Origin of the sequence: Jeotgalicoccus sp. ATCC 8456 (assembly GCF_016313225.1) — a bacterium.
GTDB lineage: Bacteria > Bacillota > Bacilli > Staphylococcales > Salinicoccaceae > Jeotgalicoccus > Jeotgalicoccus marinus.
The window spans coordinates 1,573,236-1,588,863 of the sequence record NZ_CP066224.1 but is presented as its reverse complement, the minus strand read 5'-3'; the positions used below and the strand labels follow the sequence as shown (position 1 = coordinate 1,588,863).

Annotated in this window: 15 protein-coding genes; 6 read left to right on the top strand and 9 right to left on the bottom strand. The window is 38.0% G+C overall.

Annotation, left to right across the window (positions count from 1 at the left end):
• Positions 1-376: 376 nt before the first annotated feature.
• From JEM45_RS08215 to JEM45_RS08200, 4 genes are all read right to left on the bottom strand, one after another.
• On the bottom strand, positions 377-850 hold the full coding sequence (locus JEM45_RS08215) for a nucleoside 2-deoxyribosyltransferase (protein WP_166626438.1): 474 nt from the start codon (positions 848-850) through the stop codon (positions 377-379).
• A gap of 51 nt (positions 851-901) precedes the next feature.
• Complete coding sequence (gene nhaC / locus JEM45_RS08210; protein WP_198687260.1) at positions 902-2,293, bottom strand: Na+/H+ antiporter NhaC; 1,392 nt, start codon at positions 2,291-2,293, stop codon at positions 902-904.
• A gap of 25 nt (positions 2,294-2,318) precedes the next feature.
• On the bottom strand, positions 2,319-3,413 hold the full coding sequence (locus tag JEM45_RS08205; RefSeq protein ID WP_198687259.1) for an NAD/NADP-dependent octopine/nopaline dehydrogenase family protein: 1,095 nt from the start codon (positions 3,411-3,413) through the stop codon (positions 2,319-2,321).
• Between the two features lie 83 nt (positions 3,414-3,496).
• Positions 3,497-3,850: a DUF2200 domain-containing protein gene (locus JEM45_RS08200; RefSeq protein ID WP_198687258.1), complete on the bottom strand. Its 354-nt coding sequence runs from the start codon at positions 3,848-3,850 to the stop codon at positions 3,497-3,499.
• A gap of 70 nt (positions 3,851-3,920) precedes the next feature.
• Between JEM45_RS08200 and JEM45_RS08195 the strand changes: the two genes are divergently transcribed.
• The 4 genes from JEM45_RS08195 to JEM45_RS08180 all read left to right on the top strand — a co-directional run bounded on the left by JEM45_RS08195 (position 3,921) and on the right by JEM45_RS08180 (position 7,401).
• Complete coding sequence (locus tag JEM45_RS08195; RefSeq protein WP_198687257.1) at positions 3,921-4,802, top strand: SAP domain-containing protein; 882 nt, start codon at positions 3,921-3,923, stop codon at positions 4,800-4,802.
• Between the two features lie 140 nt (positions 4,803-4,942).
• A complete protein-coding gene (locus JEM45_RS08190) occupies positions 4,943-6,121 on the top strand; it encodes a M20 family metallopeptidase (RefSeq protein WP_166626434.1) in 1,179 nt (392 codons plus the stop codon).
• Between the two features lie 15 nt (positions 6,122-6,136).
• A complete protein-coding gene (locus tag JEM45_RS08185) occupies positions 6,137-6,943 on the top strand; it encodes a DUF3100 domain-containing protein (RefSeq protein ID WP_026867021.1) in 807 nt (268 codons plus the stop codon).
• A gap of 2 nt (positions 6,944-6,945) precedes the next feature.
• Entirely contained in the window at positions 6,946-7,401 is a 456-nt protein-coding gene (locus JEM45_RS08180) for a hypothetical protein (protein WP_198687256.1), read from the top strand.
• Between the two features lie 42 nt (positions 7,402-7,443).
• Here JEM45_RS08180 and JEM45_RS08175 read toward each other — a convergent pair whose 3' ends face one another.
• The 5 genes from JEM45_RS08175 to JEM45_RS08155 all read right to left on the bottom strand — a co-directional run bounded on the left by JEM45_RS08175 (position 7,444) and on the right by JEM45_RS08155 (position 12,736).
• Positions 7,444-7,845, bottom strand: a complete 402-nt coding sequence (locus JEM45_RS08175; protein ID WP_198687255.1) for a hypothetical protein — start codon at positions 7,843-7,845, stop codon at positions 7,444-7,446.
• A 128-nt stretch (positions 7,846-7,973) separates the two neighbouring features.
• Positions 7,974-9,626, bottom strand: coding sequence for a BCCT family transporter (locus JEM45_RS08170; RefSeq protein WP_166626431.1), 1,653 nt, complete (start codon positions 9,624-9,626; stop codon positions 7,974-7,976).
• A 325-nt stretch (positions 9,627-9,951) separates the two neighbouring features.
• Positions 9,952-10,833 carry an RluA family pseudouridine synthase gene (locus JEM45_RS08165; RefSeq protein WP_166626430.1) on the bottom strand — a complete coding sequence of 294 codons (882 nt, stop codon included), beginning with the start codon at positions 10,831-10,833 and terminating at the stop codon, positions 9,952-9,954.
• 23 nt (positions 10,834-10,856) lie between these two features.
• Positions 10,857-11,300: an SRPBCC family protein gene (locus tag JEM45_RS08160; RefSeq protein ID WP_026867016.1), complete on the bottom strand. Its 444-nt coding sequence runs from the start codon at positions 11,298-11,300 to the stop codon at positions 10,857-10,859.
• Between the two features lie 32 nt (positions 11,301-11,332).
• On the bottom strand, positions 11,333-12,736 hold the full coding sequence (locus tag JEM45_RS08155) for a YfcC family protein (RefSeq protein ID WP_198687254.1): 1,404 nt from the start codon (positions 12,734-12,736) through the stop codon (positions 11,333-11,335).
• Positions 12,737-13,092: 356 nt separating this feature from the next.
• Here JEM45_RS08155 and codB point away from each other — a divergent pair, with 356 nt between their 5' ends.
• Both codB and JEM45_RS08145 read left to right on the top strand, forming a co-directional pair.
• Complete coding sequence (gene codB, locus JEM45_RS08150; RefSeq protein ID WP_198687253.1) at positions 13,093-14,373, top strand: cytosine permease; 1,281 nt, start codon at positions 13,093-13,095, stop codon at positions 14,371-14,373.
• On the top strand, positions 14,351-15,625 hold the full coding sequence (locus JEM45_RS08145; RefSeq protein ID WP_198687252.1) for a cytosine deaminase: 1,275 nt from the start codon (positions 14,351-14,353) through the stop codon (positions 15,623-15,625). The genes codB and JEM45_RS08145 overlap by 23 nt, the downstream gene beginning before the upstream one ends.
• The last annotated feature ends 3 nt before the right edge of the window (positions 15,626-15,628 follow it).

Sequence of the window (15,628 nt, the reverse complement as noted above, 5' to 3'; positions counted from 1 at the left end):
GATCCGCCTCGTTTTTGTTTCGAGGCTTAGCTATCCTATTAGATCCGCTTCGTTTTTGTTTCGAGGCTTAGCTATCCTATTAGATCCGCTTCGTTTTTGTTTCGAGGCTTAGCTATCCTATTAGATCCGCTTCGTTTTTGTTTCGAGGCTTAGCTATCCTATTAGATCCGCTTCGTTTTTGTTTCGAGGCTTAGCTATCCTATTAGATCCGCTTCGTTTTTTTTTTATTAGATCCGCTTCGTTTTTGTTTCGAAGGATTTCTTTTGTAATTCCTATCCTTCGAAACAAAAACGAATATTACCATCTCTCAACAAATACAAAAAATCCCGTTAAACTACAAATATCTGTAGTTTAACGGGATGTATATTAAACACGCCTACGCCTCATCTTTCGCAACCGGAGCGTGAGTGTAATTTTCATAACGAATCGGTGTCTTTTCATTGAAATCATAAGTTGCTAGATCTTCAATGTTTTGGAGGTAAGCATCCAATGAATCAGTTAACATTAAGTTAACTGGCGCTTCTTTTATAGGATCTTTTTCTTGGTATAAAACAATGAATTTATCTAAAGCTTTACCATAACCAATTTCAAAAGCAGTACCTGGGTCGACATGTTCACCGACGTAATCATGAACTGCGACGACTGCATCGCACCACTCTACATGTTTGATATCGTTGTTGTAAATTGTTTCTCTCCATTCATCAGAACCATGTTCAAGGTGATCATCTTGTTGTAAACGTGGCGAAAACACTTCTTCTACAGTTGGGTTCTTTTCCAATGCCGCTTCAACACGCTTTACACGTTCAACTTGTTCTTTATCGAAAAATGGACTTGCTAAGTAAATCCTCATAAAATAACGCACCTCTTTTTTCTTTTAGGATATCATAAAAATTTGCAACACCTAGGCAGCTTTTTTCTTCATTCCGATTCCTGTTACTGCATAAATCATGGCAAATACAATACAGAGGTAACATGGGACAGCCCACATCCAATAATCTCCTACCCCTACACCTAAAACTTCCATGTAGTAAATAGCAGAAACACCCCATGGTACAAATCCTAAAATCATCGTTCCAGAGTCTTCTAATGTTCTAGATAGATTAAGCAAATTTAGGTTCTTCTTATTGTATGCGTCCTTCATTAGAACACCAACCATTATAATAGATATCGATGCAACGCCAGCTGTAAATACAATGATTATACTACCTAAAATTGTTGATCCAATAATTTGCCAAGTGGATTGAACCATTTTTGTAAATGATTCTAATATTCTATCTAAGCATCCTGCTGCTTCTACTATTCCAGCAAAGGCATATCCACAAAAGATTGTCACGACAATTGTTACCATTGAGAATATTCCACCGCGGTTAAGTAGTGAAAGGACTGTCTCTGAAAACTCTGCATTAGAGTTGACCATATCTACCGAAAAGCCATTGGCCATTGCTGTAAAGCCATCAACGAGAGAAAAACCATTGGATAATACCCCAATAATCACTGCAACAACTGAGGATAATAACATGATTGGAACAATCGGTTTTTTAAAGAAGGCGCCCCATAGAATTAATACAAAAGGTAGAAGCATAAATATATTCCAGTTAAATATTTGATCCAAATCTGTTGTTAAACCACTCACACTATTTCCAGAAGCGCTACTCGCATCGATTTGCATACCTGCAATATACCAGACGATTATACCAATTAAAGATGCAGGTAAGGTTGTCCATAACATATGTTTAATATGATCATAAAGGTCTACACCTACAACTAATGGTGCTAAGTTAGTTGTATCCGATAAAGGCGATAATTTGTCACCAAAAATAGCACCAGAAATAATAGCGCCTGCTGTTATACCTAGGGGCATATTCATTTCTACTGCGATACCCATCAATGCGACACCCGCTGTAGCAGATGAGCCCCAAGCTGTTCCTGTTGCTACTGACACAATGGCTGAAATTACAAAGGCGGTTACTAAGAAATATTGAGGATCAATTATGAGTAATCCATAATAAATTAGCATGGGAACTGTTCCTGAATATATCCAAGTTCCAACTATTATCCCGACTGCAAAAATAATAAATATCGCTGGCATTGCTGTATTCAGGCGAGTAGAAATCCCCTTTTCCATATCTTCCCAACTAAGCCCTACTCTATACGCGATAAAAGCTGCATAAGCAGCTGATAATAATAATAATGGCTGGATCGGTATTTCAAAATAACCAAAACCTATACCAATAACAACCGCTAGAAAAACAAAACAAGAAATCGACTCAAATAAAGTTGGTGTTCTCTTCATAAAATTTCCCCTTAGTTTAATTTTTTTACAAACGATTGATAATTTCGTTTACGCTCAAATTAGATAGTCCAACTTTCTCAAGCGTTAAGCCTTCTTTATGAAAGTCCCTATTTAGTATTGTTCCTCCAATTGTAATGACTGCATCGATATTCGGAGTCGGAACATCTGCTTCTCTTCCAAGGTCTGACCAAAAAACCAAGCCGTCTGCAATATCCTCAGTGAAGTATCTAGAGTCCACAGCAGTTGGTCCTTTAATATTTCCATAAACCTTACTCTCATTGAACAAAGTCTGTATATCAGATTCATTGTTCTCGAAATATCCTCTGTTATAGCGACTCGTAATTGCATCTTCTAACTCAAAGCCAAAGGCTCTCCCAATAGCAATTCGTTCACTTTCTATTCCGCGTAATAATCTAACTGTATGTTCTGTAATGCCCTCTTTGTATAAGTAAAATTCACCATTCGAATAATCAATTCGTCCTGCATTAAGTAAAGAAGGGCCAGGGTGAACTTCAGGATTTCCGTTTTCCATGGTCGAGTGTAATACATTTTTAGCTGGTACTAAGCAGTCATACAACGTTTTACACTTATCAATTAACTCACTCGTTTTACTAGCTGGGAAGGCTGAGAAAAATAGTTTTTTTACTCTTAACCCAAGCTCAACTTTTGCTTCCGCTGGAAATGCACGTGTCCCGTAGGTTAAAGAATTTGTTTCTCCAATCTTAAGTTCTTTGTCAAAACCGAGCGCTCTAACTTTGTTTGTGAATCTTATTGCCCCCATAGCACCTGCCCCATTTAGCATTATTACTTGTTCTTTTTGAACAAATGGGGCAAGAGCTTCTGCCATATTTTCTATAGCAAATCCAGGGATTGTTAACATAATCACTTCTGCACCTTCAATAGCTTCTTTTATATCTGTAGTGACCTTATAGACAGGAACAAACTTGTCATTTCCATTCTCATGAAAATGTATACCACCTAGTTCCCTTATTTTTTCTAAATTACTAGCAAAACTTTCATTTTCATAAAGTGTAATTTCAAAGCCTCTATCAGATAAGTCCGCTGCTGCTGTGATTCCACCGTTTCCCGCTCCAATAATTGCTACTTTTTCAACTTTCATTTCAATTCCCCCTTATAAAGATAAGTTACACTAATCTTTATGAAAATAAAATACCTCTACAGAATATTCTGCAGAGTTATTGGCTATCCTTCTCTTAAAATTTTCTCCATCTTTTTACCTTTAGCAAGTTCATCAATCAACTTATCCATATAGCGAATTTCCTGCATTAAAGGATCTTCAATTTCTTCAACTCTTACACCACAAATAACACCTTTGACTTCACGTCTATTTGGGTTCATATTCGGTGCTTGATCAAAGAATTCTTCAAAATTAACACCTTTTTCGAGTTGTTCATGAAGTGCTTCATTCGAATATCCTGTTAACCAAGTGATAATTTCATCCGCTTCTTCTTTGGTTCTATCTTTTCTCTCTGCCTTTGTAACATAATGAGGGTAAACACTAGATACTGCCATCTTAAAAATTTTATGCTCTGCCATATTACTTCACCTCGTTTAATTTTTCATCTATAATTATATCAAACATACGTTCGTAAAGGATGTGATATTATTGACCTTAAATGCAACAGATCTTTTATTCCTTCATCAAATAAAGGATAAGCCAAAACATGTGTTACAACGTTACTATTTTTGGTCGACAGAAGCTCAGTCTATAGACCAACGCTTAGAACATTTACTGTCTGCTGGTCATTTACACGAATCCACACATCTAGCTACTAAATTATCACAATTCACGATTCCTGTAATTAAAGAACTTCTCAGAGCACATGACTTAAAAGTGTCTGGGAACAAGGACATCCTCTTATCACGCTTACATGAGTATGATGGTGTAATTGACTTAAGTCATTTACAAGTAGAGTCTGTTTATATCGTTGATGAAAGTTTACAGGAACTAATGGAACAAACAAGATTTCTTGTTTATATGAGTATGAATGGCCCTTTGACAATTGATGATGCATATTCATTTTACCTTGATCACCCCACACTCACCAATTCAGAAGTCATTATCAAACTCCACGAAAAGGTAATCGCATCTCATCAAAATACTTACCAAGTCATTAAGTGTCATCTCCTACTATCCGATTACTACGATAAGGTACACTATATACAGAGTAAAAGCCTCAATCATTTAAATTCTTTCACTTTACTCATCGTATTAGAAGCTATGAGGCGCTATCTTGAAGTGACACACACACCTGAGGAAATATTTTTTGATATTGATAACAACACCGTTGAAAAATACCGTTCATTGTTACTCATGAAACAATGGACAGTAAGTGACCTATATCAAGGGCTTCTAAGGGCAGGAGAAAATCTACCGTACAGTGATAAGGCAATCACTTTAGCAAGTCAATTTATTATTCGCTATATCATTAATAGTAATAAGGCAGAACAAGAACTGATTTCCGGTATTAAGAGCGGTGACGATTAAACATTGTCACCACTCTTAATTTGTTTTCTCTATAATTCATTTCTATACCCTCTAATTATTTCAGATTATTTTGACTTAACAGATATTTAAGCATATAATTTGGCAATATAATTACTATTATAAAAAGGGGATTGATAGGAATGGAAACACTTTTTGCTAGTCTAGATGAACTAAACGAAGAAATCATTTCAATACGTCGACATTTACATCAACATCCAGAATTATCATTCGAGGAAGTTGAAACACCTAAATACATAGCTGAGTTTCATGAAGTACTTGGCCACGAAGTAAGGACAAGTGTCGGTGGTAATGGTGTCGTCGCTTACTTAAAAGGGGAGCATGACGGACCTACGGTTGCCTTACGTGCCGATTTTGATGCATTGCCGATTGAAGAGGAAACCGAGCTCGACTTCAAATCTGTAAACGAAGGTGTAATGCACGCTTGTGGACACGACGGCCATACCGCTACTTTACTCGGTGTTGCTAAGGCATTAAATAAACACAAGAATGAACTTCACGGTAATGTTGTATTCATCCACCAACACGCTGAAGAATTACCACCGGGTGGTGCGAAACCTATGATTGAAGACGGCGCCCTTGAAGGTGTTGATGTCATCTTTGGCACTCACTTACAAGCACAACTTCCATTGAATGAAATTGCCTACCGCACTGATGCCCTTCAAGCGTCGTCTGATTCTTTTGAAGTGAAGATTCTTGGTAAAGGCGGGCATGGTGCCATGCCTCAAGATACAAAAGATAGCATTTTAATTGCGTCTCAGCTCGTAAATAATTTTCAACAAATAGTTAGCCGACGCGTCAACCCGCTTCAGTCTGCAGTCCTATCAGTCTGTTCTTTTGAGGCAATTGGTCCTTATAACATCATTGCAAATACAGCTAAAATCAAGGGCACTGTGAGAACTTTAAATGAGGAAACACGTGAATTGATGGAGCAAGAAATGGAAAGGGTTATCAAGGGAACATGTGAACTATCCGGTGCAGACTACGAATTTAACTATGAACGTGGGTATCCAGTACTCATTAACCACAAAGAAGAAACTGAATTTGTCGTAAAAGTTGCAGAAACCGTACCTGATGTCGCCACTGTAAAAGAAATTGAACCGATTATGGGTGGAGAAGATTATTCATATTACTTACAAGAAGTTAAAGGCACATACATTTTTACTGGTGCACAACCAGATAATACAGATAATCCATATCCACATCATCATCCTAAATTTGATATTAATGAAAAAGCCTTACTCACAGCAGCTAAAGTACTAGCTAAATCGACTGTTGAATACATGAACCAAAATAAATAACAGTGGGGATATGTCATGGAGAATACTACACTAAACTTATGGAAAGATTGGCGCTTGCATGCTGTTGTCTTTGCCATCGTCATCATAACTGAGTTAATCGGTACGCATCAATTTCAAATTGGTCCAGGTACTGTTTTACTACTGCCAATGCTCTATGCTGTTGTTATCGGTCTAGCAACTTTCTTTACACCATTAATTAGTAAAGTTCAATCAAGTAAAGCTGAATCCTTGGTCTTTATGTCTGTCACCTTATTGATTGCAAAATTCGGTGTTCAAGCAGGACCTGCTCTACCTGAGTTGATTCAGGCAGGTCCTGCACTAATCTTTCAAGAATTCGGTAATTTAGCGACAATATTGATCGCCTTACCAGTTGCTGTGTTTCTCGGGTTAAAAAGAGAAACTATTGGTATGACACACTCAATTGGTCGAGAATCCAACTTAGCACTAATATCAGAAAAATATGGAGTCTCTTCACCAGAAGGTCGTGGTGTTGTATCCATGTATATATTCGGCACATTATTCGGTGCAATATTTTTAGGGCTGACTTCTGGTTTCTTTGCGTCCGTTTTTCCGATTAGTCCACTATCATTCGCCATGGCAACAGGAATCGGAAGCGGGAGTATGACAGCCGCTTCACTCGGTCCACTCGTTGCCATGTATCCTGATCAAGCAGATCTCATCACTGCCTATTCTGGAGCGAGTAATTTACTTACATCCGTCACAGGTTTATACATGAGTATCTTTATAGGTTTACCTTTAACTGAAAAATATTTTTCTCTAATGTCGAGAATTAAAAATAAAAAAGCCAAGGAGAGTGAATAGGTATGGTCGGAAAACTAATAGATTGGACACTCACTCTCAGTATTGTCGCCATCATGACGCTCGTTGGTAATTTCATCGGTTATGAGGTCATGCCTTTAACAGCTTTACCCGGAATCATTACTTTAATGATTATTGTTCTAATAGGAATGGTCATTCATGAAGCTTTACCTTTTAAGAAGCTACCTGCCATTGCTTATATCGGGATACTTGCCTTTGTAGTTACGATGCCATTTTTCCCAGGTTCGGGAAAAATCGTCGCTTGGACTTCAGAAGTAAATTTACTTGCTCTAACTACACCGATTCTTGCCTATGCAGGTATTTCCATAGGTAATTCATGGGTAGATTTTGCTAAGATGGGATGGAAAACAATCATCGTTGGTATGCTCGTCTTATTAGGAACTTATCTTGGATCAGCCATTGTCGCTGAGATAATCTTAAGAATACAAGGTATTGTATAAATAATTACCCGGAGCAAGTCATTGATATGCTCCGGGTAATTTTTATTCTTGAAAGTGATCTTCGATAAAGGCCTTGTAGCCAATCACTTTTTGTGTGTCGTAAAATGTTTTAAATAACTCAACAACTTCTTCTAGTGTTAATGATTCCTTATGATATATCTTCCCAAATTCCTCTGAATCTTTTGCAGGGAGCGCTTCAAATGAGTAGTATTCCTCATCTTTAATACATTGAATTGTATCCACTTCTAGGTTGTAGTTAACAAAGGATAAGGTCGCAAAACTATCTTCTGAATCCACAACATCATGTACAGCACTTTCTACTTGTGACCATGAAGGATTTTCATAATCATCTAAACCGGTGGACAGCTCAACGTAGGGCTCACCATTCTTTAGTTGTTCATCATCTATTTCATCTTCATTTTTTAGGAAGCCAAATATTCCCATAGAAAACACTCCTATATTCTTACAGTATTTAAACAGTCTTTATTTCTTATATATTCCCCTTTTTATTTAAGTTAATCATAAAAAAACTGCTTGGCTTAATTAAGCCAAGCAGTGAAACAATAACTTTATTATTTATTTTCTTCTTCGCTACCATCATCTGCAAGGTGTGGCGCAATCTCATCTGGTAATGTTTCTTCGAAAGCTTCTCTTCTTTCTTCAAGTTCTTTCTCAGTTTTTACTCTATGAGAATCTTTATAAAGTAATTGTTGTCTTTCTAATTCGATAATTCCATATTCACTCCGTAAGGCTTTATATAGAGAAATACCGAGCATAGCAACAATGAACGTGAATGGGAAGGCTGCGATTAACATCGCCATTTCAATGGCTGATAAACCACCAGACCATAGTAATACGATAGCAGTACCAGCTAAGATACCACCCCAGATTAATTTAACTTTAAGTGGTGGGTTTAATGAACCACCAGTTGTTAACATACTGATTACGAATGTACCACTATCAGCTGAAGTTACAAAGAATGAAGCGATAAGTAGTATCGCAACACCCATAATTAATGGTGCAGCTGGGTAGTTTTCTAAGAATGCGAATAGAGCGACTTCATTACCTTCAGTCTCGATTAAGCTATAGATTCCGCCACCTAAGATGTTATCTGATTCAATACCAGCAACACCGAAGATCGCAAACCAAATCGCACTGAAGACAACCGGTACACCCATCACACCAACGATGAATTCTCTAATTGTTCTACCGCGTGACACACGTGCGATGAAGCTACCAACAAAGGCAGCCCAACCGATCCACCATGCCCAGTAGAATAGTGTCCAGTCATTTAAGAATGAACGCTCGCCTGTAAATGAATTCATGTTAAATGTCATACTGACTATGTTATTAAGGTAGTTACCTAAGTTCGTCATAAATGCTTCTAGCATTTGTACAGATGAACCAAAGATAAATACGAATAACATTAAGGCTATCGCAATAATAACGTTACCAATACTCAAGTAACGGATACCTTTATTGACACCTGTAGATGCAGAAATCATAAAGGCTACAGTAATAATTAGGACGATAATTGTCTGCGTCCAAACATTGTTTTCAATGCCGTCAAAGCTGTAGCTAAGACCTGCTGTAATCTGAGTTGCACCAAGTCCAAGTGATGTTGCGATACCGAAAATTGTACCGAATACTGCTAGAGAGTCGATACCTGTACCTAACCATCCTTTAGAACGTTCACCAATTAAAGGTGATAAGGCTGAACTCATAAGTAGTGGTGCATTGTGTCTGAAGTTAAAGTAAGCTAGAGACAGACCCACTACTGCGTATACACCCCAAGGGTGAATTCCCCAGTGGAACAGTGTATGCATCATAGATTCTTCCTGAGCAGCAATAGAACCAGGCTCTGCCGATGGTGGGTTGTGGAAGTGAGTTACAGGTTCGTTAACACCGTAGAACACTAAACCAACACCCATGCCTGCTGTGAATAAGAATGAGAACCAAGTAAAGTAACTGTACTGTGGTTTTTCATCCTGTCTACCTAAACGTATCTTACCGTATGGGCTGAAAACTAAATAAATCGCAAAAATAACAAAAGCTGTCATGCCCAGCATGTAAACCCAACCAAGTTGGTTAGAAATAAAATTGTTAATTACACCAAGAACTGAACCAACATTTTCTGGGAAAAATGCACCCCATAAAATGAAGACAGCTGCTAATGAAACAGAAACGTAAAAGACCGGTGTGAGTACCGATTTTTTTTCTTTCATAAAAAAGTATACCTCCTGTAAATATAGTTTCTGTGATTAAGACAAAACAAAAACGCCAGTCTTAAAAATGATAGTTTATCGTGCTGTATCGTGAAATTTGGGAACTGAAACTTCCCTAAAAAAAGAAAATAGAAATGTTACATGAAAAATCATGTCAAAAACTGCAGTGAGTGCATCTCACAGCTAAAAAGGATTTTACTTGACTTAAAATAAAGCCTTGGACAACTTGTAATGCTAACACAGTTATATCGAAATTAAAACAGTTCTGAAACAATTATTTATAATAATTACAAAAAGCCAAACCCCAATACGGTTTGGCTAGCTTCTATTTAAACCCTCTTGTAAAACTGCTAGGTGGCTTTGATTCAAACCTCAAAGACTTTCCACTAGTTGGGTGTTTAAACTCTATAACACTTGCATGAAGACCAAGGCGATTGATTGGTTTGGTTGTTGATCCATATTTTTTATCGCCTACTATTGGATGGCCAATCGTTTCCATATGCACACGGATCTGATTTTTTCGTCCCGTCTCTAAGTTGACTTTTAATAGAGAAAATCGACGATTTTTTCTCATCACTTGGTAATGAGTAATTGCTTTTTGCCCACCATTGTCTTTAGGACTTGAATGCATTTTAAAGGTCTTATCTTCTTTAAGCCAAGAAGTAATCGTCCCGTCTTCTTTAACTTGGCCCTCTACTAAGGCAATATAAGTTCTTTCACTTACGATGTCTTTCCAGTTATTTTGTAACTTTTGTTGTACTACACGTGATTTTGCAAGTATCATCACACCTGAAGTATCTCTATCTAAACGATGTACTATAAAGATGCGATTGTTTGGTCTGATACTCTGTACATAATCCATTAACATTCTAAAGGCTGTCGCTTTTTTCTCGAGTTTAGAGCCCATAGTTAAGAGTCCATGTGACTTTTCAATGGCAATAATATCATCGTCTTCATAGACAATCTCTATGCCTTTCATCTTAACATCAGGCGATGCGGCACGGTCTCTTAAGGTGACGACATCACCCTTTTTCAAGCATTCATCAAACTGTGTCGTCGGTTTACCATTAATAGTAACTTGGCCTCGTTTTAACATTCCTTTGACTGTACTTCTGCTCTTATTTGGCATCACTTCAAATAGGTATTCAAGTAGTTCGTTATTCTTTTCTACTGTCCATTCGGTATTACCTTTATTCTTATTCTTCATTTAATAATAATCCCTTTCATTGATCAGGCTGATTTATCTTCTAGATATTTAACTAATTTATTCATTTCTTTATTCATAACAGCCTTCACAATAGGTTTCACTGTCATTACAAACATTCTGACTCCCATTTTACTATCGATGCTAGAGCGTACAGTTAGCTCTGAATATTCTCCATTTGGAACGATATTAAATAACGTTGTAATAACGCCTTGTTTAAGCTTAGTTTTCATTGTAATACTACGATTCTCGCTGTATTCAACTATTTCATTTCTAAATCTGTATGTCTTATTTCTAACGCCTAGCGTTATTCTAAATTTTGTACCCTTAGCACGTTTTTCTTTCGTATTATACTCAACTTCCTTTAGGATGGTGAATATGTCTATTAATTGATTGTCATCATTAATTACACTAAAGATATCATCTGCAGATGCATTAACCTTTTCATTTCTATAGCTATAAATTTCCATCTAAGCCCTCACCTGTATCATCGTATTTAAATCTAAAATGGTCCTAGATTTATCAATGTTGCTACCACTAATAGTATCATAGCAATGACTGACCAGATAATAAATAACGGCAAGAACCACTTTGCCCATTTAATCCACGGTACACCCGCAACAGCTAAACTCGCCATTAGTGTGCCTGACGTTGGAAAAAGTGAGTTAGAGAAGCCATCGCCAAACTGGAATGCAAGTATTGCGACTTGACGGGTCACCCCTACCATATCAGAAAGTGGTGCTTGAATCGGAATCATAATTGCAGCCTGTCCACTGCCCGACGGAACAAAGAAGTTAAAGATTGAGTTCATGATGAACATACCTATTGCTGTTGCAACAGGAGGTAAGGCAGATAAAGGATCTGATAGCACACTAACTAATGTATCTAAAACCATGCCGTCTTCCATAATAATGAGTACTGCTCTTGCTAAACCAATGATTAAGGAACCGTATACGAGTCCTTTACAACCTTCCAAGAAAGTTAAGGTAATTTCATTATAGTTCATCTGAGCAATCATACCTGCAATAATTGCAACGATGATAAACAAGGCAGCCATATGATTGGTCGTCCATTGGAACTGGATCACTGCAAATATGAAGAAGATTAAGGCTAGAGCGGTCACAGCCAGTATCCATTTATGTCTTATAGTAAACTTTTCTGTGTTCTTAAATTCTTCTGCTGATGCTTCAACACCCATAATACTTTTTGTAGGGTCATTCAATATTTTTTTACAGTATCGCCATGTAAACCAAATCGTTACAGCAGTTAAAATCACAAAGGCAATCAATCTAATCAGCATTCCCGAAAAAGGTGGTAGTTCAGCTATATTGTGTGCAACACCCACTGTATATGGATTTAAGAATCCTGCTGAAAAACCAATAAAGGCCGCATTAAATGTAATTGCAACTGCTACAATGGCATCGAGTTTTAACGCTTTTGCTAACATTACCCCAATGACTACAAATGCGATGACCGAGTTACCTAATGCACCAACCGCACCGCCGATTGCAAAGAGAACAATAATCGATGAGATTAATAGAAATTCTCTCCCTTGCATCTTATCAATTGCAGAATATATTCCTGCCTGTATAGCACCTGAGCGATTAATGACTTCGAACATCCCACCTGCAAATAGAACTAGAAATATAATATCCGCACTCTCTATCATCCCAGTTTGAATCGCTAAAAAGACATCCATTAATCCTGCAGGTTCACTTTCAACCGTTTCATATGTATCGGGTACAATCGTCGTTACCCCTTCAATTTCCTCTCGTTCAAATGATCCTGCTGGCATTAAGTATGTGGCTAGAACCGCAAGCAACATTACTCCAAATACTATGACATATGTATCCGGAAACTCCCATCTTTTCTTCAATTTCTTGTTTTTTGATGAATTCACCGACATTCATTCACACTCCTTAGTTAAATGATTGTTTCTATATTACCATATGATGAATTTATAATTAAACTTTATTATGCATATTTAAACGTAAAATATTAAGTAGACAGTTCAACTTTTATATGTAATACTATTCATGAACTAAATACTGGTGCCTTTAACTCAGTCCAGAGAGACTGACAAGGACAGCGCGTATAATATCGATTCGGTTAAACATATCCTAATTCTGGGTGTTTAATCTTCTTTATTATAGAAATCAGCTTCTTGTCTTCTTTCGGGCAAGAAGCTTTCTTTTTGTCTGAATGAAACAAGTTGTGCCCTTTCGGCGCCAGTTTCTTAAATAAGAATCTGGAGGAATGAACATGTCTATTCAAGACAAAGAATTTTCACTTACAGCAGTACCTCAGTCTAGCCGTAAAGGATTTTGGAACATCTTAGTCGTTATGGTATCACTCAGCTTTTTCTCTGCCAGCATGTGGTCAGGTGGGACACTAGGAGAAGGTTTATCTCTTTTGAACTTCATTTGGATTGTCCTAGCTGGTAATTTAATTCTCGGTTTATACACTGGATCACTTGCTTACATCTCAGCCAAAACTGGTCTCTCTATTCATCTACTCGCTCGCTATGCCTTCGGTAAAGAAGGTTCATATATTACTTCATTTTTACTCGCAGCCACTCAAGTGTGCTGGTTCGGTGTTGGTCTTGCCATGTTCGCCGTCCCTGTCTCAATGGCAACAGGTGTCAATGTCTACATACTCATCGGTGTCTTTGGAACCTTGATGACTATTTCATCTATATTCGGTCTTAAAGCTCTTGCCATCCTCGGTTTCATCAGTGTCCCTACAATTGCAGTCTTCGGAATTTATTCAACATCAGATGCAGTTGCCTCAATGGGCGGCATGGAAGCACTTATGGCCTATGAGCCAAGTCAAACCATGAGTATCGCTCTGGCACTCACAATCTGTGTCGGTTCATTTATCAGTGCAGGTACTTTAACGCCTGACTTCACACGCTTTAGTAAAACTGCTAAATCAGCCGTATCATCTACAGTCATTGCTTTCTTTATCGGTAACTCATTAATGTTCTTATTTGGTGCCATCGGAGCAATGGCCTTTGGTATCACTGATATTTCAGAAGTCATGATGTTACAAGGACTCATGATTCCAGCCATCATCGTCTTAGGATTAAACATCTGGACAACGAATGATAGCGCCCTTTACGCATCAGGACTTGGCTTTGCAAACATCTTTAAGCTACCTAAGAAGTATATTGTTGTCTTCAATGGTATCTTAGGGACAATCGCAGCAATGTGGTTATACAACAACTTTGTGGGTTTCCTAACCTTGTTAGGTTCAGCCCTACCTTCAATCGGAGCCATTATCTTAACGGATTACTTCATCGTAAGAAAAAGACAATATGCTTCAATTGAAAGTGCTAACTTTAAAGCCTTAAACCCTGTCGCAATAATTGCTTGGATTGCCGGTGTTCTTCTAGCAAACTTCGTACCAGGCATTCCACCATTAAATGCTCTAATCGGCACAAGTGTCATCTATGCAGTCGGCATGAAATTAGCGGAGATGAATGCACCAGTTACAGTAAACACTCCACTTAAAGGAAAGGATGAAATGGCACGTGAATATTAAGAACGCAACTTTAAGAGGACAAGAAGGTCTATGGAATATAGAAATTGAAGATGGAAAATTTAAAACGATCACTCAAGATCAGCTAGAAGAATCAGAGGATAGTATCGATGTGAAGGGTGATTTAGTTTTACCCCCCTTCATAGAGCCGCACATTCATTTAGATACGACTTTAACTGCAGGAGAACCTGAGTGGAATATTAGTGGCACCTTGTTCGAAGGCATTCAGAGATGGTCTGAGAGAAAGGAATCACTGACTATAGAAGATGTTAAAAGTCGTGCGAAAAAAGCAATTAAATGGCAGATTGCTGGTGGCATTCAATACATTCGTACACATGTTGATGTCACTGACCCTGAACTGACTGCACTTAAAGCGATGATCGAAGTCAAAGAAGAGTTAAGTGACTTTGTAGATATTCAGCTCGTTGCTTTCCCGCAGGAAGGGATTTTATCGTATCCGAATGGGAAAGAAATTTTAGAAGAAGCAATAAAACTTGGCGCTGACGTTGTCGGTGCGATTCCTCACTTCGAATTCACTCGAGAGTATGGTGTAGAATCTTTAAAAATCGCCTTTGACCTAGCTGAAAAATACGATAAACTCATCGACGTTCACTGCGATGAAATCGATGATGAGCAATCGAGATTCGTCGAAGTCGTTGCAAATGAGGCCTACCAACGCGGCTTAGGTGAGAAGACAACAGCCAGCCACACGACAGCCATGGGGTCTTATAATGATGCCTACACAGCTAAACTCTCCCGATTGTTGAAGATGTCGAACATTAATTTTGTTTCTAACCCATTAATCAACATTCATCTACAAGGCCGCTTTGATTCGTATCCTAAACGCCGTGGCCTCACACGTGTTAAAGAACTGCAAGCAGCGGGTCTAAACATCTGTTTCGGCCACGATGATATTTTTGACCCTTGGTATCCACTCGGCACAGGAAATATGCTACAGGTCTTACACATGGGCATACATGTCGCACAACTCATGGGCTATGAAGAAATCGTCAATTCAATTGACTTAATTACTAAAAATAGTGCCAAGACCCTACATATTGAAGACCAGTATGGCATTGAAGTTGGTAAGCCTGCGAACTTTATCGTCTTAAATGGGGATAATGAGTATGATGTCATCCGAAAACAAGCCGCTGTCACATACTCTTATAGAAATGGTAAATGTGTGGCGAGAACTAAACCCAGTGAATCTACGATTAATCTCGGCCAAGAGGAAATTATCGATTTTGAAAGATAAAAC